Here is a 25,363-nt window from a genome sequence, read left to right on the forward strand (position 1 = left end):
CCGTGCGCTCGTCAGGCGGTGGTCTGCAAGACACCCGCTTCGACCAGCGCATCCGACAAGTGGATATAGCGGTCTACCGAGATATCTTCCGCACGCGCGGTCGGTGCGATGTCCAGAGCTTCCCAGGGCACTTGTGCGGCCCAGTCGGCAAGCACACGGCGCAACATCTTGCGGCGTTGTGAAAATGCGCGTGCGACCACCGTTTCAAATGCTCGGTCGCTCTTCGGACGCAGGCGGTCAGCCGGCAACGGCACCATGCGCACAATCGCGGACACGACCTTGGGCGGCGGATCAAAAGCTTCCGGCGGCACGTCGAACAGCTTCTGCATGCGATAACGCGATTGCAGCATCACCGACAAGCGGCTGAAGTCACCGGAACCCGGCTTCGCCACCATGCGGTCGATCACTTCGCGTTGCAGCATGAAATGCTGGTCGCGTACATGATCCGCCCACGCAGTCAGGTGGAACAGCAACGGGCTGGAGATGTTGTAGGGCAGGTTGCCCACCACACGCAACGCACTGCCAAACTGAGAAAAATCGACCGTCAACGCGTCGGCTTCGATCACAGTCAGGCGGCTGGCGTCGAACTGCTTGCGCAGACGTGCTGCCAGATCGCGATCGATTTCAACGGCGGTCAGGTGATCCAGACGCTCGAGCAGCGGCCGGGTAAGCGCAGACAAACCCGGGCCAATCTCGACCACGGCATCGTCACGGGCGGGGGCAATCGCCCGGACGATGGACTCGACGACGCCGTCGTCGGTCAGGAAGTTCTGGCCAAAGCGCTTGCGCGCCTGGTGTTGAGACATGAAAAGCCTGTAATGCGTTTAGCGGTTGTTCTGCTGGATTTTCTGCTGTTTTTCAAGACGGTTGTCGACGTACGCTTGAGCGCGCAACTGATCGAGCCAATCTTCAAAAGCAGGCTGGGCACGGCGTTCGAACAGAATCTGACGCGCCTTCATGCGGGCCAGATCGTCCGTGGCGTCATGCTGACGGCGCTCTTCAACTTCAATCAAGTGCCAACCAAAGGGCGACTGCACCGGCTGGCTGATTTCGCCCGGCTTCAACGCGTTCATGGCCGCTTCGAAAGGCGGCACGGTTTCACCTGGGTTCAACCATCCCAATTCGCCGCCTTGCGGCGCGGTCGAGTCCTGCGAATATTGACGCGCCATATCTTCAAACTTGGCGCCGCCGCTGACCAGACGCTGGCGCACCTGCTCCAGGCGTTGACGCGCCGTTTCATCGCTCATGACCGTCGATGTCTTGATCAGGATGTGACGCGCACGCGTCTGCATCACTTCGACAGGTCCTTGCTGCGCTTGCGCCGGTTGCGGACGAGCGGCGGGCTGCGGCGCGGGGGCCGGGGCAGGAGCACGCGCGGTCCGGTTGGGGGCCGGCTGCGCCGTGCCTTTATCCATCACCTTGATGATGTGGAAACCATTGCCGCTCTGAATCAGGTTGGTGACCTGACCCTTTTCCAAATTGCTGATGGACTTGACGAACAGATCGGGCCAGCCTTCCAACGGACGCACGCCCATCATGCCGCCTTGCAACGCTTCCGGGCCGTCCGAAGATGCCGCCGCCAGGCTGGCGAAATCAGCGCCGCTCTTCGCGCGGGCCAAAATACCTTCCGCCTTCTTGCGCAATGCGGCCAGCTGTTCCGGCGATGAGCCTTCCGGCACACGCACCAGGATCTGAGCCAACGCGTACAGCGTCGGACCCGAGGGGGCCTGAGCTTGCTCGGGGACTGGCTCAGGTTGCGCCTGCGGCTGCTGCCCGGCTTGCGGGGACGCAGCGAACGCCGGATTGCGGCGCTGGTCTTTCAGGAACGCATCGACTTCGGCATCGGAAATGACAATCGTGGAATCCACCGCGCGCTGACGCAAACGATCCGAACGGATCTCATCGCGCAACGACTTGCGGTAGGCATCCCATTGGGTGCCCGATTTTTCAATTTCCTGGCGCAATTGCGCCACGCTGATCTTGTTGCGGCCGGCAATGGTCTGAATCGCCTGATCAACCTGCGCATCATCAACCCGGATGCCCAGACGATCCGCTTCGTGACGCTGCACGCGTTCCATGATCAAGCGCTGCAATACCTGATGCTGCAACGTCTGATCATCAGGCACCTGAATGCCACGCGACTTCAGTTCCGCAGCAATCCGGTTGGACGCGTCGCGCAGCTCGCGCAGCGTGATCACGTCTTTATCCACAACGGCCGCAATACCATCGACAAACTGCTCGCCCTTTGCTGCGGGCGGCGCTTTCTGCTGCGCGGCGGGAGCGGCCTTGGCGCCGTTGTTCGCGCCACGGGTGCTCTGCTCTGCCGCATGCGCGGCGGGCAAGGCGGCGCAAAGAGCCAGCAACAGCGCACTGCCAGAGAGGCGGCGCAAAGAGTGCAACCTACGCATCATTCATACCTTTCAAATGTGGTCCCGGTCGGAACAGGCGGGGTGATGTTCGAGTAACCGGGGATACTTCTGTTCAGCAGATTCATCGGATCGGTTCCCAGGGAACCCAGGCCCGTCAGCTCAAGCTGGAAGAACACTGCGGAGTTCGTGTCCGCCGCCGATACGGCATAGCGCTGGTAGACCACACGGCCAACCCAGCAGCAATCACCCTTGTACTCCAGGCCGGCAATGGCCTGCGTGACGCGGGGGGAATCTATCGTATTGGCAACCGTACTGGACGGCCCATTGCGCAAGGAATAGTCCACGCGGCCAACGCCGTACCAACGTTTGGTAAACGGCCATTGCACCGCCAGGCTAACCTGGTTCTGGCCTTGCGGCTGATAGGCAACCCCTGCCGGGGGGTCACGCTGATAACGATAAGACACAGCCACGGTCGTCAGGCGCTGAGGCGACCAGCGCGCGCTGACCAATCCGCGCGCCCAGTTGTTGTCATATGGGTTGTACTGAGCCGCCACATCGGTGCTCAGCGTGTCCGTCAACGCTGCACTAGCGCCCACCAGAAAGTCGGAACGCACGTTTTCACGCGGCGTTTCGCCGGGCAGCGTGACTTGCTGGTCGGCAAAGTACAAGCGCTGGGCGACGGCCAGAGACATACGCTCGAAACCGGTATTGGCGTCCAGCCAACGCGTCGTCAACGCGGCCGTCAGCTGATTCGCATTCGAGATGCGATCCCAGCCCCCGGTGTAAATGTTCTCTTCAAATGCCTGAGAAAAGCTGAAATCCGACAAAGAGGTGTCGTAGATAGGCAGCTTGGACTGATCACGGTACGGCACGCGCAGGTAGTACAGGCGCGGTTCCAGAGTCTGCGTGGACGCCTTGCCGAACAAGGACGTATCACGCTCAAAGACCATCCCGGCATCCAACGACATGATGGGGACCGTACGCGACTGCGAACCCGGCAGGCCATCTGCCGAGCCGCCGTTCAGACCTAATGCATCCACCCCATACCATTTCGTCTGGTATTGGGTGTAATTAACGCCCGCCTTGGGGATGATGAACCAGCCCGGCCGGACGATCGGATAAGACACCGTCGGATAACTCTGCAGACGATCGCCGTCCGGATAGCGCGTGGCGCCAAAGATAGGGCGGCGGAACCGCACTGCGGTCGACGTCCAGTCCGCATCGAAACCATTCCAGTCGTAGCGCGCGCCGCGCAGGTAGAGTTCGGGTTCCTTGTCATAGGGCGGCACCAACGGCGCATCCGGATCCTGCAAGGTCTGGTACTTGTAGACCTGTGCGTACGTGCTCCAGTAAGTGGAGCCCCAACCCACGCGGCCGCGCTGCGGCAGATAGGTGGTTGACGCCTGATTCAGGCCCAGCTGGGAAATATCGCGGAAGTAGTTGTCGTCCGAGACCTTGGCCAGATCCCAGTCCGCGTAGAAACCATTGGAAAATGTCTGCTGGTGACGCCACCAGTACATCCAGCGGTCTTCTCCGGTGACGTTGTCATGCGGCAGGAAAGTGGCATCCATGATGCCGCCGTAGCCCTGGCCGATATAGCGGAACTCCCCGCCCAACTGCGTGCCACGCTTGGAAAAGTAGCGCGGCTGAACCGTCAAATCGTAGTTAGGCGCCAGATTCAGGTAGTACGGCAACGAAAAGTCGAATCCGCCCTGGCTGGTCGTGCCGTACGTCGGCATCAGAAAGCCCGACTTGCGCTCTTTCTTGACCGGAAACGTCATATAGGGCGATGCCAGGATCGGCACATCCTTGAAGTACAGCACGCCATTGCGCGCCACGCCTTCGTTCTCGTCGAAGTCGATATCGACGGTATTGGCCTTGATGTACCAGGACGGTTTCTCGCACGCGCAACCGCTGTACGTCACCGTATGCAGCCGCATTTGCGACTTGCTGAATATGTCGGCATGGTCGGCCACGGCAAACCCGCCTGTGGCGCCCATCCAGAAATTTGGCTTTTCGATCTCGCCCGAATACTTGTCGACGTTGAACTTGGCAGTCGGACCGGTCACCAAGGTGCCGTCGCGCATCATGCGGGCACTGCCCTCTACGTCGACGGCGCCGGTGTCCTTGCGGTAGTTGATGCGATCGCCCTTGATCACGCCATCGATGCGGCGCACTTGCGCGCTGCCTGTCAGGGTCAGGTCGGATTCCGGGTCGCCCTCAATGCTGTCCGCTTCCATATAGGCAGGGATGCTGCCATCGGGCAACCGGTGCAGCCGCAAACCAGGCGACGTACGCAGCACAGGCGCCGCGGTAACCGACGACGAAGACGCAGCGGGAGTCGAACCCTGGCTGCCTTGAGCCTGAACGGCTCCGGCGGCGACGCTGACAGCAGAGAGGATCAACCACCGAACCTTGCGCACGAGTGAAAACTGCCCTTTATGACGATGGGGGAAACCAGACATCGGCGCCCAAGAAGGGCCAATGCTAACTGAAACGAGCCGGTATTATAGAGAAGCCGCGCCAGACGCCCAGCCTTATGTGCGCCGAGCGTAAATTTCAGCAATATTGCCCTTCCGACACGGATCTTCCTTGAAAAACGATCACGACCCCCGCCTGGAGCAGATTCGCAACTGGCTGGAAAGCCTGCCAGCCTCGCTGAACCTGTCCGTCGACACCTTGCGCCCGGCTTCCGCCGACGCCAGTTTCCGCCGGTATTTCAGACTGGACGCCGGTGAGCGCACCCTGATTGTCATGGACGCGCCCCCCGCCCACGAAGACTGCCGTCCCTTCCTGCACGTGGGCCAGTTGCTGGCTGACGCCGGTCTCAACGTCCCGGAAGTGCTCGAGCAGGATCTGGGTCTGGGCCTGCTGCTGCTGTCCGACCTGGGCGAGCAGACCTACTACCAGCGCATTCAGACTGGCCTGGAAGACAGCCAGCTGCAAACCTTGTACCGCGAAGCGCTGGCCGCGCTGGTCCGCTTGCAACAGGCATCCACCGCTGGCTTGGCGTCCTACGATACGGGCCGGCTGGCCGATGAGCTCAAGCTGTTCCCCGAGTGGTACGTGCAAAAGCACCATGGCGTGACACTCGATGACAAAACCGCCAACGCGCTGGAAAAGATCTTCGCGCTGCTGTCGGCCAGCAATGGGGGCCAGGCGCAGGTGCTGGTGCACCGCGACTTCCACTCGCCCAATCTGATGGTTTGCGACCAGCCGCGATTCGGTCCCAATCCGGGCATCATCGACTTTCAGGATGCGCTGGCCGGCCCCATTACCTATGACTTGGCGTCATTGGTTACCGACGCGCGCACCACTTGGGAAGAGCCCCAGCAACTGGACTGGGCCATCCGTTACTGGGACATGGCGCGCACTGCCGGCCTGCCCGTCGACGCCGATTTTGCCGACTTCCACCGAGCCTATGAGTGGATGGGCCTGCAACGCAACCTGCGCATCCTGGGCGTCTTTGCCCGGCTGAACCATCGTGACGGCAAAGCGCACTACCTGGCCCACATGCCGCGGGTGAACGGTTACGTGCGCCAGGTGGCCCAGCGCTACAGCGTCTTCACGCCCCTGCTGCGCTTGCTGGACAAGCTGGACGACCGCCAGGTCAGCGTCGGATACACGTTCTGATGCAAGCCATGATTCTTGCCGCTGGCCGCGGCGAACGGATGCGGCCGCTGACAGACCGGTGTCCCAAGCCATTGCTGGAGGTCGGCGGCAAGCCGCTGATCGTCTGGCATCTGGAACGCCTGGCGTCCGCCGGCATCCGCGACGTGGTCATCAATCACGCCTGGCTGGGTCAAGAGATTGAACGCGTGCTTGGCGACGGCAGCGCCTACGGCGTGCGGATACGCTATTCGGCTGAATCCACCGCGCTGGAAACAGCCGGTGGTATCGCCCAGGCCCTGCCCCTCTTGGGCGACGCGCCCTTTCTCGTCATCAATGGCGATATCTGGTGCGACTGGAATCCCGAGGACGCCTTTGCCATAGCCGAAGGGCTGTCCGCAGGCGGCGCCTGGCTTGTGCTGGTGGACAATCCCGCCCATCACCCCGGCGGAGATTTCCGGCTGGACTCGGATGGCAGCGTGCACGCCCAGGGCGAACCTCGTTTGACCTTTGCGGGTATCGGCGTCTACCATCCTTCGTTGTTCGCGGATGTTCAGCGCGGCACGGCGGCACCGCTTGCGCCCTTGCTTCGGCAAGCAATGACCCAAAATCAGGCGCAGGGCACGCGTCATGCCGGCCGTTGGACGGATGTCGGCACCCCGCAACGGCTTGCCGACCTGGACTCTGAGCTGCGCGCCACGGCGCGCTGATGCTCACATATTTCACAATATCAAGGTGCGCAACCAGGATTGTCCGCGCACCCACGCCCCCAGATAACGGGGTATTCTTTGACGCTTTGGCACGCGCGGGCAGCGTGCGGACAAGCAACACACAGGAAGTTTTCTAGGAATGGGGATGTTTGGAAGATCGCAACGGGCCGTATTCAAGCCCTCCGTATACCAACCCGGTCTACGCACGCGCCGTCTGCCGCGCTGGCTTGTTCTGCTGCTGGTGGGCATTGGCCTTGGTGCGGGCGGCGTTCTCTTCCTGCAAACCAACTATGGCCCGCAACGCCTGACCGTTGAACAGTCGGAAAGCCTGCATAGCGAACTGAGCGCCTCCAATCTCGAACGCCAGCGGCTCCAGACCCAGTTGGAAGAAGCCACGCAGCAGCGTGACGCCAACAAGTCGGGCCACGAAAAGCTGACGACAGATCTGGGCGATGCCCGCGCCAAAATCGACACGCTGAATAAAGAATTGGTCCTGTTCCAGGACGCCATGCCCGCTGACCCGCGTGGCGGCAACCTGGGCATCCGGTCGGCCACGTTCAAGCGCGCCCCCGGCCAACTGGACTTCCAGGTCCTGGTCATGCGCGAAGAACGTACTGGCGCCCCCTTTAAGGGCACGCTCACGTTTTCTATCGACGGCAGCTACCCCAACGGACGCGTCGCCACGATTACGCCTGAAGGCCCCACGCTGAATGTAGACCGTTACGACTACGCTCTGGGCCAACTCAAGCTGCCCGACGGCTTCACCCCCAAGGTGGTCGTGCTGCGCGTCATGGACAGCGGCCAAAAACAGCAGGCCATGCGCATCTATTACGTGCGCAACTAAGCGCGCCTCTCCCGAAAACCCGCCCGTCCGGCGGGTTTTTTTGCGCCCGGCGCAAGTAGTTGCGCGCGCAACCTTTCAAGCATATAGTTGCGCAAACAACCAAATATCGGAGACAAAATGCCACTCCCCTCGCACGTTCCCGTCCTGATTGCAGGCGGGGGCCCGGTCGGTCTGACTTTGGCCGCCCTCCTGGCCGAATACGGCATCGCCTCGCTTACCGTGGAAGCCGACGATGACTATTGCAGCGGCAGCCGGGCCATCTGCATCTCGCGCCGCTCGCAGGAAATTCTGGGGTGGGTGGGCGCCGACAAGCCGGTCATGTCCACCGGTCTGGCCTGGACGGGAGGGCGCAGCTATTTTGGCGACCGCGAAGTCCTGCACTTTGAAATGCCGCACGATCCGCTGCAGCGCTATGCCCCAATGGTCAACATCCAGCAATACTCGGTAGAGGAATACGCCCATCTGGCCATGCAGCGCCACCCGGAATTGGCCAAGCTGCAATGGTCGGCCCGCGTCGCAGGACTGCAAGCGGATGACAAAGGCGTCACCGTTGAAGTCGATGCGGACGGCCAGCGCCAGACGGTGCGCGCAGACTGGCTGATCGCCTGCGACGGTGGCCGCAGCACGGTGCGCGAGTCCATGGGCCTGAAGCTTGAGGGCATGCAGTACGAAGGGCGTTACGTCATTGTCGACATCGAACAAGAATCCAATCGCGCGGTCGAACGCCTGGCCTGGTTCGACCCTCCGTCCAACCCCGGCTCCACGTTGTTGATGCACCGCCAGCCCGGCAATGTGTGGCGGGTGGATTACCAGATTGCAGACGACGAAGATGCGGACGCTGCGGTCAAACCCGAGAACGTGCTGCCGCGCGTTCAAAGCCATCTGGACATGATCGGCGAGACAGCGCCGTGGAAACCGCTCTGGATTTCGCTGTACAACGCCAAGTGCCTGACCTTGGATCAGTACCGTCACGGACGGGTGTTGTTCGCCGGAGATGCAGGCCATCTGGTGCCGATCTTTGGCGTGCGCGGACTGAACTCCGGTCTGGACGATGCAGGCAACCTGGCCTGGAAACTGGCCTGGGTGTTGAACGGCCAAGCCTCCGACAGTCTGCTGGACAGCTATAGCGTCGAACGCGTCCATGCCACTCGCCAGAACCTGGCCTATGGCGCCAAGAGCACCGAATTCATGGCCCCGCCAGACTTCGGCTTCCGGTTGCTGCGCGAGGCCGCATTGCGCCTGGCGCTGGTGGACGAGACGGTGCGGCCCCTGATCAACCCCCGCCAATCCGCGCCCATTTCCTATGACACGTCACCGTTGAACCTGGGTGACGGCGCGCCCGGCGCCCATCCGGCCGCGGCACCGGGCCAGCCTGCGCCCGATGTACTGCTGCATGACGGCGACACGCCGCATCATCTTAGCGAGCACTTCGGCCAAGGGTTCGTGGCGCTGGCGATCTCGCCCGCCCCCGGACTTGCCGCCGAGCTGCACGCGTTGGCCGCCGCCACGCAAACGTCCCCCAAGCCGCTACAGGTGCTATGCGTCAACAAAAACGCTCTGCGCGATACACACGGCCAACTCGGCCCGCGCTACGGTTGCGAGGCAGGTTCTGTCATTTTGATGCGCCCGGACGGTTATGTGCTGGGCCGGTGGACCCAACCCGGGGCGACCGGTCTGCGGGCGGCGCTGGCCCCCTACTACCCCAGCCTTGAATCCAATACTCAGAAAAAAGGCCAAGCATGAACAACGATGAACTGGACCAGGTCTACACCGCCATGGCGCAAGCGCTCACGCGGGTGGGTGAATCGCAAGCCCAACTGTTTCTATCCATACTCGGTCTGTCGTTGCTGAGCCGGCAACCCGATGCCAAGGCCGCGCTGGCGCTGTTGGTGCAAGCGGAAGACGCCTGCCTTGATGCAGGCCCTGTGGCAAACTATCCCGCCGCCACTCCTGCCCGCCCGACGTGAAAACGCCCCCACTGGAACGATTCCTGACTTACCGCCTGCACGTGGTCAACAAGATCACCGACCGGGACACGAATCGCGCCTATCTGAGCGACTGCGACATTCCGCTGGGCGAGGCGCGTTGCCTGGCAGCTATCGGCCGCTACGCGCCGCTTTCCGTCAACGATCTGGCGCGGACGGCCAACTTGAACAAGGGCCAGGCCAGCCGTTCGGCGCAGGCCCTGGTCGACCGCGGCCTGGTTGAAAAAACCTTGTCCGCATCAGATGGACGCGGCGTGGTGCTGACGCCAACCGCGTCGGGGCTGACGCAATACCAACGCATCATTGACCTGATCGCCCGGCGCAACGACGAAATCTTCGCCTGTCTCAGCGCCGACGAACAGCGCCTGTTCGGCAACATGCTGGACCGCCTGATCGAACACGTCCAGTCGCCCGCTGAAGGCGCCGAAGATTAGGCCTGCGCCTTTGGCGCGGTGGCGCCTAGCTGCGCAGCCGCGTCGTCCATGAACTGCGCCATGCGCACATCCAGCTCGGTCACACCGCCCGCATCATGCGTGGTCAAGGTCACGTCCACCCGGTTGTAGACGTTGGTCCATTCGGGATGATGATTCAGTTTTTCCGCGAACATGGCCACGCGGGCCATAAAGCCAAACGCCGCATTGAAATTGGGAAAGCGAAACCGCTTTTCGATGGCGTCGCGCGTGTCCACCGCCTGCCAGCCGGTCAAGGCGGCGACGGCGATATCAGTGCCGATACGGGCGGGGGGAAACATAGTCATGGCAGGCTCCAGAAAACAAAAGGCGGCGACGCAATGCGCCGGCCGCCTTGAACACAAACACGCACAGCGTTGCGCAGGGGAGTCCCCCGGCTTACTGCTTCACCGCGTACAAATAGATTTCCACCCGGCGGTTCAGCGCGCGTCCTTCGGCGGTCGCATTGTCGCCTATCGGATCGTTGGGGCCGCGGCCCTCGACGGCCAGACGGCCTGTTGCCACGCCCTGCTTGGCCAGATAATCCGTCACGCTCTTGGCGCGGTTGACCGACAGCGTCTGGTTATGTGCCAAAGCGCCCGTGCTGTCCGTGTGGCCGACAACCTTGGCGCGCAGCTCGGGATGCTGATTCAGTGAGCGCGCCACGCTGTCCAGCACGGGCAACAGGGCGGGCTTGAGCTGCGTCTTGTCCGTATCGAACGACACGCCGCTTGGGATATTGACCTTGAGGCTGCCGTCCGGCATTTCGACTACGTCGATACCAAGCGAAGATGCCCCAGATTTCTGCACATCGTCCTTGACGACCTTCCAGTTGTAGCCAACCACCCCGCCAGCCACAGCGCCAATACCGGCGCCAATTGCTGCGCCCTTGCCGTGCCCGATCAACGCGCCGATGCCGGCGCCTACCGCCGCCCCAGCGCCCGTGCCTATCGCGGTGTTGGTGCCCTGTTGCGTGGCGCACCCTGCCAGCAGCGCGCCCGCCGCTGCCAACACGGCGATCCGGTTGAATATTGTTCTTGAGTTCATGGCAACCTCCACAGTTCCGTCGCGGTGCCGGGTCATTCCGGCCAACCCAATGCTAGCAAGCACAAGAGCGCTGACGCGCAACATTTTGTACTGCCAAAAACGGGAGAAAGCGAGCAACATCCAGTGAAAAGACTGCCTCACTGCCGTATGACCATGCCTTCAGCGCGCGTGAAACTTCGCCAGCCAAGGCAACGCATCTTCCAAGCGCGGCGATTCCAGCTCCGGGCGCGGCGCCCCTTCCGGCAAGGCCAGCGCCACGCGGTTGTGCCAATAGGTGCGCAACCCCACCTTGCTGGTGCCGAACATGTCATACCCCGAACCCGCGACGAATGCCGTGTCTGACGGCGTTACTTGCATGCGGTCCAACGCCAGCGCATAAGGGCGCGGGTCGGGCTTATAAAAGCCCGCATCTTCGGACGTCACCACCACATCCCAGTTGACACCCAACAAGTTCGCCGCGCGCTGGCCCAGGCGGTCAGAACAGTTCGTAACCACGCCCAACCGGCAATGCGGACGCAGCGCCAGCAACAGTTCGCGAGCGCCATCCCAAACGGGCAGCTCATCCCAGTGGGCCTCCAGGGCAGCGGGCGCGCTGGATGGCAGGCCCACGGAGACGGCAGCTTCCTGGACCAATTGTTCATAGGGCTGATAGGCGCCGCAACCGTACGTGCGGCGCAGATATTCCGCGCGCCATGCCCGGCCCAGCGCTTCAGAGCCTGCTGCACGATTCCAGACAGTCCACGAATCCAGCAGCGCGGTCAGAAGGTCGAACAGCACCGCGCGGGGATAGGCGGACGAAACTAAAGCATCAGACATGCGGCGCTCCTGAAAGGACAGATCGGTCACTATAGAGACCCGCACGCCCGCTGTGGTTTAGCGGAGATTTACTGTTCGTTAAGCTGAATCTTAATGGCGCCCTACCAGCGGTAAGTCGCCGTTGCCATCACCGTGCGTAAATCCCCGTAGCGGCATACGCCCTGGCTGCAATTGCTCAGGTATTCCTTATTGGTCAGGTTGCGTACGTTCAGCGCCAGATTCCAACGCTGGATCTGATAGCCAATCATGGCGTCAAACAACGTGTAGGACGGCAATTTCGCCGATGCCGATTCCGCATAACCCCAGTTCGATCCGGTATAGCGGGCGCCCACGCCAACTTTGATACCCGACGCAAAGCGATAGTCGGTCCACAGCGCAAACTGGTTGCGCGATACGGCCTGCATCTGTTTGCCCACTTCGCTTGCGGTACTGCTGGCCGTCACGTCAGCTTTTGGGGTGTAGGTATATGCCGCCACCACGTTCGCCTGCGGCACAGGACGAAATGCCGCTTCGAACTCCAAGCCGCGCACCTGCACCTCGCCCGTTTGCTTGGGTAGGAAGTCCGCCGTGTAGGTGATGTAGTTGCGGCGCCGCAAATCAAAGGCGGCAACACTGTACCGGCTGGTGCCGCCCGGCGGCTCATAGCGCAGGCCCACTTCATATTGGCGGCCCGTTTCCGGCTTCATCGGGCTGTTGGTCACCGGGTCGATCGTGGCGGTAGGCGAGAACGATTCCGCATAGCTGAAGTACGGCGCCACGCCGCTCGGATGCAGATAGACAACCCCGCCCCGGCCACTGAAATTGTGCTCGGAAATCTTGGTTGTCGATCCATCGATATTGCTGCTGACGTCCGCCGACGCCCGGTCGTAGCGTCCGCCCAAGGTTGCCACCCAATTGCCCCACTTGATCTGGTCTTGCAGGTAGAAACCCGCCTGAGCCAGCTTGGTAGTGCCATCGAACCAGGGGTCCGCCGTCGTTATTGCGCCGCCATGCACCGGTGAATAGGCATCGATCGGGCTGACCGTGCCGTCGTTGTAAGTGGCCTGGTAGTTGCGCGAATGCTGATAATCAAAACCTGCCAACAGTGTGTGCTGCCAGTCACCCAAACGGACTTTGGCCTGCGCCTGGTTATCGATGGTGAACAGCCGCGCGTTTTCATTGCTGCCAAACGGATAGCGGCTCAACAAACGAAAATTGGCCGGGTCATCCGGGTTGTTTTCATTGACCGTCACAAAATCGCCGCGCACGTACACCTGCCGGTAATCCACGCTGGTATAGCCATAACGCGCGTTCTGGCGGACGGTCCAGGTGTCATTGAAGCGATGCTCCAACATGTACCCCACCATCCATTGCTCTTGATTGAAGCGATCAAAATCCGATTCGCCCACATAGGTTTTCGGGGAGATTTTTCCGTTCGGGTTGGACAACAGCGAACCCATTTCCGGATAGCTTCCATACGAACTGCCATCGCGCACCCGTAAATAATGCGACAGCAAGGTCAGCGTGGTGTCGCTGGACGGCTTGATGGTCAGCGCCGGTGCGATGTAGAAGCGATCGTTGGGTAGCCCGCTGGACGGCAATTCCGCATCACGCGCCAGGCCCGTCACGCGGTATAGCACTTTGCCGGCATCGTCCACCGGCCCCGAAAAATCCGCCGCAACCTGACGCCGCGAATCGTTGCCGATCTGCACTTCCATTTCGTGCAATGGCTCTTCGGTGGGACGCTTGCTCACCACATTGATCATGCCTCCCGCGCCGTTCTGGCCATACAGCACCGACGTGGGCCCGCGCAGCACTTCAATCCGCTCTGCGCCGTAGACCTCGGTCTGCCAAACCGCCCAGCTATTGTTGTTGCGCAATTGCAGCCCGTCCAGGTAGTAGCCAGGGGTCTGCGCATCAAAACCGCGAATGATCGTCCAGTCGAACCGCGAGTCCGACCCCCAGGGCGACGTATTGATACCCGGGGTGTAGGACAGGCTTTCCTTTAGCCGGGACGCGCCAATCTCTTTGATGAAGTCCGCCGACACAACCGAGATCGATTGCGGCGTCTCCATGATCGAACTGTCGGTTTTGGTGCCCGTCGCGCTACGCTTGGCCAAAAAGCCGTCCACCGGACCAGTCGCCGATTCGGCATTGCCAGTCACAGTCACGGCGGGCAATGTGGTGGCGCCGCGCGCATCCAAGCCTGAGTCCGAAGATGGCGCCGGCCGCACGGAATACGCGCCGCTTGCGCCCCGCACAATTCGCAGGCCCTGCCCTCGCAGCAATTCGGCAAAACCGTCCTGCACGCCAAAGCGGCCCGTCAAACCTGCCGAGGTCTTGCCCTGGATCAGGGCCGCGTCCACCGACAGTTCCACGCCCGCTTCACTGGCATAGCGGTTCAGCGTTCGATCCAACGGACCTGCCGGAATGTTGTAGGTGCGCAGCGTGTCGCCGGCCGGTGACGTGGCGGGCTGCGCGTGAGCCGTCGAAACCGCCATCAAAGGCGCCCCCAGCGTCAACAAGGCTAGAACGGCCGCGCGTACGACAAAGGCAGGAGCTACGGTGAAGGCCAAACCGGAGCGCGAAGCTTGAGCGCAAAGGGGCGGGAAGGTCGAGTCAGATGAAGGGCGGAATGCCATCGGTCGTGTCCTGGTCGTGCGGAAAATGAGAAGGGCTTATGACGTCTTCCGAACGAACCGGCCAAATCCTCAATCTTTGGCAAAAAAATTATGCAACCGCGCGCGCAGCGGCAGCTAAGCCGATGGCTTGGCGTGCACTGTGACCCAGTAAGGAGTGCGATACGTCACTGCCAACGGCAACCCCAACATCAGGTTGCGCAAGGCGCGGTCGGTATCCAATACCGAGAACACCCCTGTCACGCGTAGATCCGCCACGGCAGGGTCACATCGGACGAATCCCGTCCGGTAGCGGTTCAGCTCCACCAAGAAATCCGCCACCCGCATGTTCTCTGCGACCAGCGTGCCACGGACCCAGGCAGCAGCGCTTTCACGGGCAGCCACGGGCGCCTCGGCCCGCTCGCCCGAGAACACCGTCCGCTCTCCACTGTGCACCCGAACCACCCCATTGCCCGAGCCTGCCGCATTGGCGGGGTACACATCCACCGCGCCCTCAAATACCGCCACATGAGATAGACGGTCACCCTGGCGCAACGTGAAGCGCGTGCCCAGCGCCTGCACCATGCCCTCGCGGCTTTGCACACGGAACGGACGATGCGCGGCCGGATGATCAGGAGCAGTCGTCACCAGGATTTCGCCGCGCTTGACCACCACACGGCGCTCGCTGGCATCAAAGTTCACATCGATTGCAGTGCGCGTATTCAGGACGACCCGGGTCCCATCCGGCAAGGAAATCTCGCGGATTTCACCGGTGCCGGTGCTGTAATCGGCCGTCACCGCCAGCCATTGATCGGTCTCGCGCAGCGCGAGTGCAGAGCCCCCCGCCGCGATAGCCAGCCCCAATGCCTGCAACGCCCGGCGCCGTCCGGAGGAAGGCGCTTCGAGCAAGGCCCGGCTGACCGCCGGGCCCGCAACCTGCTCCAGCTTGATGTCCATAACCTGCAAGCGCAGCCAGGCGCGCTCATGATCCGGATGCGCCGCGCGCCATTGCGCACAGGCGGCCACATCCGCCTCGGATGGGCTGTCAGACCACAGCCGCGCCATCCACTCCGATGCCCGCCTGACTATGGCAGGATCGATCGGCCCGCCGCCCGCCGCGCCAGCCATGTTCGCACTTGCCGCATCAGCCCGGAGCATCGTAGAGCGCCTGGTAGCAGGCCAGCAACGCGGCGGCCACGTACTTTTCCACTGACGACACCGACACGTGCAGCCGCTCTGCAATCTCGATATAGCTCAGTCCGTCCAACTTGCGCAGCAGCAGCGCCATGCGCGCCTTGGCTGGCAACTTATGCAAGATCGTATCGATCTCGATCAGCGCCTCCATGACCAGCGCCCTTGCCTCTTCCGAAGGCGCCTGCGCTTCCGGCAGCAAGGCAATGCCTTCCAGATAAGCGGCTTCGATCTGACGGCGGCGATACAGGTCGATAAGCAAACCGTTGGCCACCTGAGTCAGATGGCGACGCGATTGCTCCGCGTTGGGCGTTTTGCCCGACGCAAGAATGCGCACATAGGTGTCATGCGCCAAATCGGCAGCATCAAATGCGTTGCCAAGCTTCTTGCGCAACCACCCCCGCAGCCAGCCATGGTGGTCACCGTAAAGCGTTTCGATAGCTTGTTGGGCGGGAACGCTGGGCGCAGACATGTGGGATGGCGACGTGACGGGATGGCGGTGCAGCCAGGGCGATGCGGTCAGCGCAATGCAGCCTGTTCGACTGAATATGCACGACGACCGCGCCGAAAATGGAATGCGAACTATTCTTAATAGTAATTTATTCGCGATTCTTTCCGCAAGGATCTTGGCCTGGCGCGATGTTTACTATGCAGGCTATGCCTTCGCCGCAAATGCAAAAAGGCCCCGTGCGTACACGGGGCCTTTCATAATTCTGGTGGGCTGTGAGTGGCTCGAACACTCGACCTACGGATTAAGAGTCCGCTGCTCTACCAACTGAGCTAACAGCCCTGCAATGCACGCATTTCGATTCGTTTTAAGCGTTGCTTTTTGGTATTACTACCAGCGCCGCCGCTTGCGTTTCGTTATGTGTGTAGTGCGAAGAAGCAAGATTATATGTAGGTTTTTTGGTTTGTGCAAGTCGGGTGGGAAAAAACTTTTCAGCCGCCGGCAATCATGCGGCATAACCCCCATCAACAGACAGGCTCGCACCCGTGACATAACGCCCTTCCGGTCCTGCCAGGAACGCCACCATGCCCGCAATGTCACGCGGTTCGCCGTAGTGCGGCAAGGACAGCACCGACACCATCGCCCCCGCTGCTGCGCCATCGGCCGGATTCATATCGGTGTTGATTGGACCGGGATGGACAACGTTGGCGGTGATGCCGCGCGCGCCCAGGTCTCGCGCCAGGCCTTGAGTCAGCCCCACCAACGCGGACTTGCTGGCGGAATACAAGGCCACGCCTGCACGGCCAGCGCGGCCGGCCAGACAACTGCCGATATTGATGATGCGTCCACCGTCCGGCATCGATGGCTGCGCGGCTTGGATGGCGACGAAGGGCGCGCGGACGTTGATGTCCATGGTGCGCTCGTACTCATCCAAGCTCGCGTCGCCAATGACGCCAGTCACGAAAATGCCTGCGTTGTTCACCAGCACGTCCACAGGCCCCAATGCGGCAATGGCGTGTTCCACCGCTTGCTTGACGGCGGCCGCGTCTGCGGAGTCCGCCTGGATCGCGATGACGCGGCGTCCGTCCACAGCGAGTTCCCGGGCTAGCGCGGTCGCCGTCGCGGCGGATGACGCGCTGACGTAGGTAAACGCCACATCCGCGCCGTCGGCGGCAAGACGCCGCACGATGGCGGCGCCGATGCCCCGGCTGCCGCCCGTTACGAACGCCACTTTTCCATTCAGATTAGCCATGACAAAACCTTATTTTGTATTGATCGACACAAATATCATCACCGGGTTGGATCTCATCCGTCAATGATTTTTTTATCGATCAACACAAAATAAATCTCCGGAGTAAAATCAGCGCCATGGCAGAACGTGGACGCCCCCGGAACTTCGACCGGGCTCAGGCCTTGCAAAAGGCCATGGAGGTTTTCTGGTCGAAGGGATATGAAGGAGCATCGCTGGCCGATCTGACGGTAGCGATGGGCATCAACTCGCCCAGCCTCTACGGAGCATTCGGCTCAAAAGAAGAACTGTTCCGCGAGGCCGTCGGCCTCTACCGGGATACCGAAGGCGGATCGGCACGGCGCGCGTTGCAAGCGGCAGCCACCGCTCGCGAGGGTGTTCAGGCCATGTTGCTGACGTCGGCTGAACGCTTCACCGTATCTGGCCGGCCGCCTGGCTGCATGATTGTGCTGGGCGCGCCTTCAGGCTGCACCAACCACGCCAGCGTGGGCGACTTCCTGGGCGACACCCGCCGCGACATGCAAAGCTGCATCCTGGCTCGCATGAACGCAGGCGCCGCCCAAGGCGAACTGCCCGCAAGCGCAGACCTGAAAGGTCTGGCCGCCTTCTACACCACCGTGCTGCATGGCATGTCCATTCAGGCGCGCGACGGCGCCACCCGCAAGACACTGCAAGCCGTGGCGCGGCAAGCGATGTGCGCCTGGGATGCCTTGACCGGACACCACGTGCCACCGTCTGGCGTTCCTCCGGGCCGCGCCCGCTCCTGACGGATACAGCCATGATCCGCATTGACCTTCGGCGCCTCATCCTGTGGATCAGCCTGCTGTCGGTCATTCTGGTGCTGGCCGGCGGGCTGCACGCCAGCTATCTCGTTCAGCGCGATCTCTTGCTGCACAACGCGCTGGAAGACAACCGTGTCTACGCCTCCAAACTCGCCATCACAACCGACACATTTCTGAATGATGTGCGCCGCTACCTGGCTTACAGCGCCGATGTGCTGGCTGACATGGAAACCCGTCCGCAGTTGATGGCGGACGAAACACGGCGGCAGGAACAACAGCTGGGCCACTTCAATTCCAGCATCGTCGTGTCAGCCGAAGGCAAGGTCATTGCGGTGTCGCCGTCGTACCCGCAGCTGCTGGGCCAGCAACTGACCAGCGAGGCGTCAAAGGACGCACTCAAGAGCAAACAACCCGCCATCAGTGAGCCCTTTCGCGCCAGCAACGGCCGGTGGCTCATCCTGTATTCATATCCCATCTTTTCTCGCGACTATCGCTATCTTGGCTACATCGCGGGCACGCTTTACCTGCACGAAGACAATGTGCTGGACCGTTTGCTGGCGCAACACTTCTATCGAGATGATTCCTTTCTATACGTGGTGGACCGCAACGGCACGCTGATCTTTCACCCCGACCGCAGCAGGCTGGGCCAGACTGCGTCTCCCAACGCAACGATCGCCGCCGCGCGACGCGGAGAAACCGGCGAGATGCGATTTGTGGACGATCAAGGACGGGAAATGCTTGCGGGCTACGCACCCGTTCCCAGCACAGGCTGGAGCATCATCGCGCAACGTCCCGTTGACAGCACTCTGCGGCCCTTGAGCGATCTGTTGATGGCAACCGCCCGCAACACATTGCCATTGCTGCTGTTGTCCATCGCATCCATCTGGCTGCTGTCGCGCTGGATTGCCCGGCCGCTGGGCGAACTTGCCAGTCTTGCCCGCCACATGCAAAACCCTGACTCTGCCGACCGCATCCGCGAGGTGCGCTCTTGGTACTTCGAGGCGGCGCAGCTCAAACGCGCGTTATTGATGGGGCTGGCATCCATGCATCACAAGATCCGCAACCTGCACCGGGAGACCACCACCGACACATTGACCGGCCTGCTCAACCGTCGCGGCCTGGATGAAGCCCTGGCACTGCTGCAAGCCGATGAAGCGCCCGTTGCCATCGTGCTGATCGACATCGACCACTTCAAGAGCATTAATGACCGATTCGGCCATGCAGAGGGCGACCGCGCGCTGCGGGCGCTGGCGGACATGATGAATGAAGGATCGCGCAGCGGAGACACGCTGGCCAGGGCTGGCGGCGAAGAATTTGTCATGCTGATGCCCGGCGCCCCGCTATCCGCTGCCATTGCCGCATCGGAGCGTCTGCGCCAGCGTCTGGCCACGCAGCAAGCGCCGGTAAGCGTCTCGTCGTCCATCACCATTTCGGTGGGGGTCGCGCGTTATCCGGACCATGGCGCCACCGTAGACACCGTTTTCCAGCGTGCCGACCAGGCGCTCTACTACGCCAAGAACCACGGCCGCAACGCCGTAAGCGTTGCCGACGACTCGGCCCCGGATCGTTGCCGGATGGTGTCGTCGGCCTGAGCCGCCTACTTGCCTTTGGAGGCGGCGGGCGCCGGAGCCTTGGGTGGCTTACGCATCTGTTCGAGCAGCGGGCCGCACGCATTCTCATCAGTCGTGCTGGGTGCAATCAGCGCCAGCAGGCCAGCGGCCGGCGTCAGCAATACACCCAAAGCCACCATGCCTGCGCCCCGTGCCGCCAATGGCAGCACATGCACGCCCACGTCGGGAGAAGCGAAGGTGCCTTGCACGTACAGCGGCGAACGCAGCGAGAAAATGCGGAAACCCTTGCTGTCAGGCGTGATATCCATATCCAGCTTTTCGTTCTTGAAGTCGGCGGTGCCCGTGATGGTGATCAGTGCGTTCTCGGTATCGAACACAAATACCCGGGGCGTCATCACGCCGTTCTTCATGGCGAGATCGGCAGCGCCGCAATTGATTTTGACTTCGTCGTCTCCGAACAATTTGGACATCACGTAGTTGCCGACATTCAACCCCGCGATTTCCATCAAGCTGCGGCTGATGACGCCGTCGTTGACCAGCATTTTGACGTCGCCCGTAGCCGATCCCAACAGCGCGGCCACGGAGTTGCCCGAGCCGCTGATAGCCAGGTCGCCATTCAGTTCACCCAAGGTTTTCTGCATCGCTTCCGTGGCCGGAAAGAGCTGCTTCAAGCGCAGGCGGCGCGCGCGCATGTCCACCCGCCCGGTCAACGCCTCGTTGGCGCCGTCCAGTTTGATCGTGCCTGCGATATTGCCTCCCGCGATGCCAAAGCGGAACGGGTCCAGCGTCAGCTTGCCGTCTTGCAGCACCACATGAACGGCCAGGTCCGACAAAGGCAACTTGCTGTCGTGCACGATGCGTCCGGCGTCTAACGATACGTCAGCATCCATGTCGCGCCAGCGGTCCGTGCGGAACGCCTGCGTGGGCAGCACTTTGCCGCCTTTGGGTTTGGCGGGCGCGTCCTTGGCTTTGTCGGCCGCCGCAGGCGCCGTCCCGCCGGACGGGACGCCCACTAAAGGCCCCAAATCCACCATACGCAAGAGTTTGGAAGAAAGCTTGCCTGTCAGCTTGGGCCTGGGCGCGCCCAGCGCAAACGTAATATCGCCATGCAGGTCGCTATTGCCAACCTTGCCATTGAAGTCCTTGTAATCGAACACCGCTCCGCCAGGATTCTGCAACTTGGCCACCAGGTGCCCATCCGTGGAGTACGGCGGCGTATCCGGCAAAGTCACACCCGTCAACGGATACAGTTGCGCCATCGAGGCGCCTGACAGTTTCAATCGCAGGTCCAGCGAACCCAGGTTGACCGGATCGGTCACCGTGCCGGCAATCGACGCTTTGGTGCCGCCTATGGCGACATCGGCCTGTACGGGAAAGGGCTGCTTGGCATCCTGCAAAGCAAGCATGCCGCCCACCTTGCCCTCGCCTTTGGTAACCAGGCCCTTGTACTTTCCATCCACCTTCCAGCCGAATACGTAATCGCGCGGCGCGGACGCCGCCCCGTCCTGCGCCGCGAAGGCGGCTCCCGCCACATCCGCGAACGGCACCGGCTTGCCTAACGGGTCCACCAGCACTGTCAGGTCGGCTTTCAGGATTTCGTCCACATACCCGGCCCGGCCTTTATCAAAGCCGATCTCATTGATGTCTAACACCCACGGAGAAGGTTCACCGGTTTCCGGTAGCGTAAAGACCCAATTGGCACGGCCATCGGCCAGCCGTTCCAGATCGGCGGCAGGCTCCGTCAGTTGGATGCGCCGGATCACGACGCGTTGACCCAGCAAAGGCAAAAGAGCCAGACTGAATTCACCGCGTTTGAGCGTGGCAAATTGAGGCGCTTTGGCCCACGGCGCATTGCCAACCGAGATATCGTTGGCAATGACGTGCGGCCATGGCACCCATGACCGCCAACCGTTTTCAGCAGGCTCGCGTTCCCATTTGACGCTCAGGTCACCGTTGATAGCAAAAGGCCGGCCAATCGCCGCGCTTGCGCGCTCGTTGATCATGGGCTTGGCCCGGTTCCAGTCAAAAGTGGCGATGAACACCCCAATCACCAGCACGACGAGGGCCAAGCCCCCTACAATCCCGATCGTTATTTTTTTTGTTCGCGTCATTGCAATTATCCTTGGCGTTGGGGCGGCAAATGTCCGCCAACCCTTATTTATTGCAAGGGTAGCGTGGCCCAGCGCCGGGTTTCAGCGGGCCAGCCGCATAATGTGTACGGATCTTTCCGTGCACAGGCACCCCTGACGTTGTCGCCATCCATACGTACCCGGGGTAGGCGCAGCACGAAGCGTGCCCGGCTGGAGACACGGCAGTTACAAAACGAAATCAATCCAGCCAGCCAAAAATCGTCGGCACGCGGATATAAACCGAATTTTTGACGCAGTGACTGTTCCAATGCGTGCGCGATAACTTTCCCCATCTGGGCGGATACAAGAACAACCTGGAGGCCCGATGCGGCATTCAACCTTGATTTTCGTAGTGGCGGCTTTTGCGCTACTGACGCTGAGCCGCCTGGCGCTGGCCGCCTGGCAGTGGAAGCGCGTGCGCAATGCCGGAGGCCTGTTGCCGCTGTTGCTGGGCGGGCTGCGGATCGACGCGCACCAGATCGCTGTGTTGGCCGCTCTACCCGCCTTTCTATCGCCGCTGCTGGGTCACTTTCCCATCGCCGCCACCATTGCGGGCTACTGGTATCTGATTGCCTTCATCCTGCTGGCTTTTCTGGAAGTGGCCACCCCGCCCTTCATTCTGGAATACGACACCCGCCCAAACCGCTTGTTCGTGGAATATCTGAAGCACCCGCGTGAAGTCTCCGGCATGCTCTGGCGCGGCTATAAGGCGGCGCTAGTGGGCGGCTTCGGGGGCTTGGCGCTGATCGGCTGGGGCGCCTTCGCCCTGTTTGGCCACGCGCAACCTGATCCGCAACTCAGTTGGTGGCAGATGCCGCTGGCCAGCCTGGTCATTCTGGCGGTCGTAATTCTGATGATCCGCGGCACGCTGGGTCATCGCCCCATCAATCCGTCGTCGGTGGCCTACAGCTCGGACGGCATGCTCAACACATTGGCGCTGAACTCGCTCTACAACGTGTTCTATGCCATCTACAGCATGAAGAACGAGAAGTCCGCATCGGCCCTATATGGCGGCATGGACGAAACCAAAATGCACGACCTGGTGCTGGCGCAGTCGGGCCTGCCCAACCCGCCCGCCAACGCGGAGTACCCCAGCCTGCACAGCCAGCCCGCCACGCGCAAGACGCCGCGCCCGCTCAACCTGGTGATCATTCTGGAAGAAAGCCTGGGCGCGCAATACAGTGCCGGCCTGGGCGGCGAAAACCTGACACCGGAGCTGGATGCGCTGGCAAGCGAGGCGTGGACCTTTACTCGCGCCTACGCCACCGGCACCCGTTCAGTACGGGGATTGGAAGCGGTTGTCACCGGGTTTCTGCCCACGCCCGCGCAGGCAGTCCTGAAGCTGCCCCGCTCGCAACGCGGATTTTTCTCGCTAGCCGATCTGCTTGGCCGTCATGGTTACCACTCGCGCTTCATCTACGGCGGGGAATCGCACTTTGACAATATGAAAGGCTTCTTCCTGGGCAACGGCTTCAAGCAGATCGTTGACCGCGCCGACTTCGTGGACCCCGCCTTTGTCGGCACCTGGGGCGCCTCGGACGAAGACATGTTCAACCAATTGGACAGGCTGCTACGCGAAGACGGCGATAAGCCCACCTTCACGCTGGCCTTCAGCGTATCCAACCATTCGCCCTGGGAATATCCCGCCGGCCGTATCCAGACCGACGGCAACCCGGCTACCGTGGAAAACACGGTGCGCTACGCAGACTGGGCCTTGGGCCGTTTCTTCGAACGCGCCAAGGCATCGCCCTATTGGGAAAACACCGTCTTCCTGGTGGCTGCGGACCACGATTCCCGCGTGTTCGGCGCCAGCCTGGTTCCCGTCCGCCACTTCCATATCCCCGCCGTGATTCTGGGCGCCGGGATCGAAGCGCGACGCGACGACAGGCTGATCAGCCAGATTGACCTGCCGCCCACCCTGCTATCGCTGATTGGCGTGGACACCGAACATCCAATGATCGGCCACGACCTGACGCGCAGCACTCCTGGGCGCGCCATCATGCAATACGACAACACCTACGGGTATCTGAAGGAAAATGACCTGCTGGTGCTGGCGCCCAACAAGACACCAGTGCAGTACCGCTACACCGCGCCGGAAGACTACGCCCCCGTGCCGCTCAACCCTGAACTGGCTACCGAAGCGCTGGCCCATGCGCTGTGGCCCAGTTGGGCTTACCGCGAAGGCCGCTACGCCCTGCCGGGACTGGTACCCGAACAGACCCCCTCCCCGTCCCAAGCGCCAGCCGGCTGATACACGCGGCTGCCATCGGCTGCCCCGCTACAGGGCAACAGGGATACAGGGATACAGGGATACAGGCACATGACAAAGAAGCGCTGGCCGGCGGAAACTCCGGCTGGTCAGCGCGCTCCCGGCCTGACAAATGCGGTACGCGCCTTTTCACTGACTGCGTGGCAATGACACCCCGGGCTGTGATCGTTCACCATGCCCACGGACTGCATAAACGCATACACCGTGGTGGGGCCCACAAACTTCCAGCCCAGCTTCTTCAATGCCTTGGACAAGGCTTCGGATTGCTGTGACGTCGAGGCGCCCAGGGTGGAGGGAGCGCCGGCGGGCGGCTCGTAGCGCCAGAAGTACGCCGCCAGAGAACCCTCTTTCTGGATCATTTCCAGCGCGCGCGCGGCGTTGTTGATCATGGCTTCGATCTTGCCGCGGTGTCGCACGATGCCTGCGTCGGCCAATAGCGCCAGCACCTGCTTTTCACCAAACTGCGCGACCTTGGCCGGTTCAAAATCCGCAAAACCGCGCCGGAAGGCGTCCCGTTTGTTCAGGATGGTGCGCCAGCTAAGGCCAGACTGGAAACCTTCCAGGCAGAGCTGTTCGAAGAGCGCGCGGTCATCACCCTGCGGACGCCCCCATTCTGTGTCGTGATAGGCCATGTATTCGGTGGACGTATCCACCCAGCCGCAGCGGGCCAGGCCGTCGGGAAAGTCGGTTTTTGCGTTCAAGGGGCAAGCTCCAGGCGGCAGTCAGGCTACCGATGCTACCGCAGCAACGTCCCCGAAAAAAGTCGTAGCGGCCGCAGTTGAAATCCAGCTAATATTCGCGACCCTGATCCCGCGCCGGGCCTCCCCGAACATGTCCCTGCTAGAGACATCTGTCCTGACTTTTGTCTCGCCCGCCGTCCTGGCTGGCGACAACCCGGCTGCCAATCCCTGTCTGGATTGCGGCGCTTGCTGCGCCCATTTCCGCGTGTCGTTCTATTGCGGCGAACTGGCCGGTGAAAATGGCGGCCGCGTGCCCGTGGAACTGGTGACCCAGATGAGTCCATTGCGCGCCTGTATGAAGGGCACGGAAATGGGGGGAGGCCGTTGCGTCTCGCTGCGCGGCGAACTCGGCCAACCCGGCATCCACTGCGCAATCTACGAAGATCGCCCGACGCCTTGCCGGGAATTCGATATCTGGATGCCTGACGGTTCACCCAATCCCGATTGTCAGCGGCTGCGCTTGAATCTGGGCTTGCCCGCAGTGGCGCCGCGGCCCGACGCCGAAAACGACCCGCAAGGGCCGCTGCATCCCGACCAGCCCGCCGCCGCCTGAATCGC

At 61.8% G+C, this 25,363-nt stretch carries 22 protein-coding genes and 1 tRNA gene; 10 read left to right on the forward strand and 13 right to left on the reverse strand.

The features are described 5' to 3' along the window. Positions 1–11 precede the first annotated feature (11 nt). Genes rsmA through RAS12_RS17740 form a run of 3 tightly spaced genes read right to left on the reverse strand, consistent with a single transcriptional unit; the run spans position 12 to position 4,792 of the window. Positions 12–806 carry a 16S rRNA (adenine(1518)-N(6)/adenine(1519)-N(6))-dimethyltransferase RsmA gene (rsmA, locus tag RAS12_RS17730; protein ID WP_306937620.1) on the reverse strand — a complete coding sequence of 265 codons (795 nt, stop codon included), beginning with the start codon at positions 804–806 and terminating at the stop codon, positions 12–14. Between the two features lie 18 nt (positions 807–824). Then, the gene (locus RAS12_RS17735) at positions 825–2,411 is read right to left on the reverse strand and encodes a peptidylprolyl isomerase (protein WP_306937622.1); all 1,587 of its coding nucleotides are present in this window, start codon (positions 2,409–2,411) and stop codon (positions 825–827) included. Further along, positions 2,408–4,792, reverse strand: coding sequence for an LPS-assembly protein LptD (locus tag RAS12_RS17740; RefSeq protein ID WP_306937625.1), 2,385 nt, complete (start codon positions 4,790–4,792; stop codon positions 2,408–2,410). The genes RAS12_RS17735 and RAS12_RS17740 overlap by 4 nt, the downstream gene beginning before the upstream one ends. A 169-nt stretch (positions 4,793–4,961) precedes the next feature. Here RAS12_RS17740 and RAS12_RS17745 point away from each other — a divergent pair, with 169 nt between their 5' ends. From RAS12_RS17745 to RAS12_RS17770, 6 genes are all read left to right on the forward strand, one after another. After that, positions 4,962–6,002: an aminoglycoside phosphotransferase family protein gene (locus RAS12_RS17745; RefSeq protein ID WP_306937627.1), complete on the forward strand. Its 1,041-nt coding sequence runs from the start codon at positions 4,962–4,964 to the stop codon at positions 6,000–6,002. Next, complete coding sequence (gene murU / locus RAS12_RS17750; protein ID WP_306937630.1) at positions 6,002–6,688, forward strand: N-acetylmuramate alpha-1-phosphate uridylyltransferase MurU; 687 nt, start codon at positions 6,002–6,004, stop codon at positions 6,686–6,688. Before RAS12_RS17745 ends, murU begins: the two co-directional genes overlap by 1 nt. A 145-nt stretch (positions 6,689–6,833) precedes the next feature. Further along, positions 6,834–7,532, forward strand: coding sequence for a DUF6776 family protein (locus RAS12_RS17755; protein WP_306937632.1), 699 nt, complete (start codon positions 6,834–6,836; stop codon positions 7,530–7,532). A 117-nt stretch (positions 7,533–7,649) separates the two neighbouring features. Then, positions 7,650–9,275: an FAD-dependent monooxygenase gene (locus RAS12_RS17760; protein WP_306937634.1), complete on the forward strand. Its 1,626-nt coding sequence runs from the start codon at positions 7,650–7,652 to the stop codon at positions 9,273–9,275. After that, positions 9,272–9,499, forward strand: a complete 228-nt coding sequence (locus tag RAS12_RS17765) for a hypothetical protein (RefSeq protein WP_306937636.1) — start codon at positions 9,272–9,274, stop codon at positions 9,497–9,499. Before RAS12_RS17760 ends, RAS12_RS17765 begins: the two co-directional genes overlap by 4 nt. Next, on the forward strand, positions 9,496–9,951 hold the full coding sequence (locus RAS12_RS17770) for a MarR family winged helix-turn-helix transcriptional regulator (protein WP_306937638.1): 456 nt from the start codon (positions 9,496–9,498) through the stop codon (positions 9,949–9,951). Before RAS12_RS17765 ends, RAS12_RS17770 begins: the two co-directional genes overlap by 4 nt. Here RAS12_RS17770 and RAS12_RS17775 read toward each other — a convergent pair. From RAS12_RS17775 to RAS12_RS17810, 8 genes are all read right to left on the reverse strand, one after another. Beyond that, complete coding sequence (locus tag RAS12_RS17775; RefSeq protein WP_306937639.1) at positions 9,948–10,274, reverse strand: 4a-hydroxytetrahydrobiopterin dehydratase; 327 nt, start codon at positions 10,272–10,274, stop codon at positions 9,948–9,950. The two genes, RAS12_RS17770 and RAS12_RS17775, sit on opposite strands and share 4 nt — an antisense overlap. A 91-nt stretch (positions 10,275–10,365) precedes the next feature. Continuing rightward, positions 10,366–11,013, reverse strand: a complete 648-nt coding sequence (locus RAS12_RS17780) for a YiaD family glycine zipper/OmpA-like lipoprotein (RefSeq protein WP_306937641.1) — start codon at positions 11,011–11,013, stop codon at positions 10,366–10,368. 159 nt (positions 11,014–11,172) lie between these two features. Continuing rightward, positions 11,173–11,829, reverse strand: a complete 657-nt coding sequence (locus RAS12_RS17785; protein ID WP_306937642.1) for an HAD family hydrolase — start codon at positions 11,827–11,829, stop codon at positions 11,173–11,175. A 101-nt stretch (positions 11,830–11,930) separates the two neighbouring features. Next, the gene (locus RAS12_RS17790) at positions 11,931–14,450 is read right to left on the reverse strand and encodes a TonB-dependent siderophore receptor (protein ID WP_306937644.1); all 2,520 of its coding nucleotides are present in this window, start codon (positions 14,448–14,450) and stop codon (positions 11,931–11,933) included. A 114-nt stretch (positions 14,451–14,564) separates the two neighbouring features. Then, positions 14,565–15,584: a FecR domain-containing protein gene (locus RAS12_RS17795; protein WP_306937645.1), complete on the reverse strand. Its 1,020-nt coding sequence runs from the start codon at positions 15,582–15,584 to the stop codon at positions 14,565–14,567. Beyond that, positions 15,571–16,089 carry a sigma-70 family RNA polymerase sigma factor gene (locus RAS12_RS17800; protein WP_306937646.1) on the reverse strand — a complete coding sequence of 173 codons (519 nt, stop codon included), beginning with the start codon at positions 16,087–16,089 and terminating at the stop codon, positions 15,571–15,573. The genes RAS12_RS17795 and RAS12_RS17800 overlap by 14 nt, the downstream gene beginning before the upstream one ends. A gap of 242 nt (positions 16,090–16,331) precedes the next feature. Next, a tRNA-Lys gene (locus RAS12_RS17805) sits at positions 16,332–16,407 on the reverse strand. A 163-nt stretch (positions 16,408–16,570) separates the two neighbouring features. Then, a complete protein-coding gene (locus RAS12_RS17810) occupies positions 16,571–17,317 on the reverse strand; it encodes an SDR family oxidoreductase (protein ID WP_306937647.1) in 747 nt (248 codons plus the stop codon). 116 nt (positions 17,318–17,433) lie between these two features. On the opposite strand from RAS12_RS17810, the gene RAS12_RS17815 reads away from it, so the two are divergent. Both RAS12_RS17815 and RAS12_RS17820 read left to right on the forward strand, forming a co-directional pair. Continuing rightward, positions 17,434–18,081 carry a TetR/AcrR family transcriptional regulator gene (locus RAS12_RS17815; protein WP_306937648.1) on the forward strand — a complete coding sequence of 216 codons (648 nt, stop codon included), beginning with the start codon at positions 17,434–17,436 and terminating at the stop codon, positions 18,079–18,081. An 11-nt stretch (positions 18,082–18,092) separates the two neighbouring features. After that, complete coding sequence (locus RAS12_RS17820) at positions 18,093–19,688, forward strand: sensor domain-containing diguanylate cyclase (protein WP_306937649.1); 1,596 nt, start codon at positions 18,093–18,095, stop codon at positions 19,686–19,688. 5 nt (positions 19,689–19,693) lie between these two features. Here the strand turns inward: RAS12_RS17820 and RAS12_RS17825 are convergent, their stop codons facing one another. Further along, on the reverse strand, positions 19,694–21,778 hold the full coding sequence (locus RAS12_RS17825) for an AsmA family protein (RefSeq protein WP_306937651.1): 2,085 nt from the start codon (positions 21,776–21,778) through the stop codon (positions 19,694–19,696). A 343-nt stretch (positions 21,779–22,121) separates the two neighbouring features. On the opposite strand from RAS12_RS17825, the gene RAS12_RS17830 reads away from it, so the two are divergent. Then, a complete protein-coding gene (locus RAS12_RS17830) occupies positions 22,122–24,047 on the forward strand; it encodes an LTA synthase family protein (protein WP_306937652.1) in 1,926 nt (641 codons plus the stop codon). A 107-nt stretch (positions 24,048–24,154) separates the two neighbouring features. Here the strand turns inward: RAS12_RS17830 and RAS12_RS17835 are convergent, their stop codons facing one another. Further along, positions 24,155–24,766: a DNA-3-methyladenine glycosylase I gene (locus RAS12_RS17835; RefSeq protein WP_306937653.1), complete on the reverse strand. Its 612-nt coding sequence runs from the start codon at positions 24,764–24,766 to the stop codon at positions 24,155–24,157. 130 nt (positions 24,767–24,896) lie between these two features. Here RAS12_RS17835 and RAS12_RS17840 point away from each other — a divergent pair, with 130 nt between their 5' ends. Further along, positions 24,897–25,358 carry a YkgJ family cysteine cluster protein gene (locus tag RAS12_RS17840; protein WP_306937655.1) on the forward strand — a complete coding sequence of 154 codons (462 nt, stop codon included), beginning with the start codon at positions 24,897–24,899 and terminating at the stop codon, positions 25,356–25,358. The last annotated feature ends 5 nt before the right edge of the window (positions 25,359–25,363 follow it).

This window comes from Achromobacter seleniivolatilans (assembly GCF_030864005.1).
Classification (GTDB): Bacteria; Pseudomonadota; Gammaproteobacteria; order Burkholderiales; family Burkholderiaceae_B; genus Achromobacter; species Achromobacter seleniivolatilans.

Excerpts from the sequence above, each read along its gene's own strand:
- rsmA (WP_306937620.1), bottom strand. The coding sequence starts at position 806 with ATGTCTCAACACCAGGCGCGCAAGCGCTTTGGCCAGAACTTCCTGACC.
- RAS12_RS17735 (WP_306937622.1), bottom strand. The coding sequence starts at position 2,411 with ATGATGCGTAGGTTGCACTCTTTGCGCCGCCTCTCTGGCAGTGCGCTG.
- murU (WP_306937630.1), top strand. The coding sequence starts at position 6,002 with ATGCAAGCCATGATTCTTGCCGCTGGCCGCGGCGAACGGATGCGGCCG.
- RAS12_RS17755 (WP_306937632.1), top strand. The coding sequence starts at position 6,834 with ATGTTTGGAAGATCGCAACGGGCCGTATTCAAGCCCTCCGTATACCAA.
- RAS12_RS17760 (WP_306937634.1), top strand. The coding sequence starts at position 7,650 with ATGCCACTCCCCTCGCACGTTCCCGTCCTGATTGCAGGCGGGGGCCCG.
- RAS12_RS17765 (WP_306937636.1), top strand. The coding sequence starts at position 9,272 with ATGAACAACGATGAACTGGACCAGGTCTACACCGCCATGGCGCAAGCG.
- RAS12_RS17775 (WP_306937639.1), bottom strand. The coding sequence starts at position 10,274 with ATGACTATGTTTCCCCCCGCCCGTATCGGCACTGATATCGCCGTCGCC.
- RAS12_RS17780 (WP_306937641.1), bottom strand. The coding sequence starts at position 11,013 with ATGAACTCAAGAACAATATTCAACCGGATCGCCGTGTTGGCAGCGGCG.
- RAS12_RS17785 (WP_306937642.1), bottom strand. The coding sequence starts at position 11,829 with ATGTCTGATGCTTTAGTTTCGTCCGCCTATCCCCGCGCGGTGCTGTTC.
- RAS12_RS17790 (WP_306937644.1), bottom strand. The coding sequence starts at position 14,450 with ATGGCATTCCGCCCTTCATCTGACTCGACCTTCCCGCCCCTTTGCGCT.
- RAS12_RS17795 (WP_306937645.1), bottom strand. The coding sequence starts at position 15,584 with ATGCTCCGGGCTGATGCGGCAAGTGCGAACATGGCTGGCGCGGCGGGC.
- RAS12_RS17800 (WP_306937646.1), bottom strand. The coding sequence starts at position 16,089 with ATGTCTGCGCCCAGCGTTCCCGCCCAACAAGCTATCGAAACGCTTTAC.
- RAS12_RS17810 (WP_306937647.1), bottom strand. The coding sequence starts at position 17,317 with ATGGCTAATCTGAATGGAAAAGTGGCGTTCGTAACGGGCGGCAGCCGG.
- RAS12_RS17815 (WP_306937648.1), top strand. The coding sequence starts at position 17,434 with ATGGCAGAACGTGGACGCCCCCGGAACTTCGACCGGGCTCAGGCCTTG.
- RAS12_RS17820 (WP_306937649.1), top strand. The coding sequence starts at position 18,093 with ATGATCCGCATTGACCTTCGGCGCCTCATCCTGTGGATCAGCCTGCTG.
- RAS12_RS17825 (WP_306937651.1), bottom strand. The coding sequence starts at position 21,778 with ATGACGCGAACAAAAAAAATAACGATCGGGATTGTAGGGGGCTTGGCC.
- RAS12_RS17830 (WP_306937652.1), top strand. The coding sequence starts at position 22,122 with ATGCGGCATTCAACCTTGATTTTCGTAGTGGCGGCTTTTGCGCTACTG.
- RAS12_RS17840 (WP_306937655.1), top strand. The coding sequence starts at position 24,897 with ATGTCCCTGCTAGAGACATCTGTCCTGACTTTTGTCTCGCCCGCCGTC.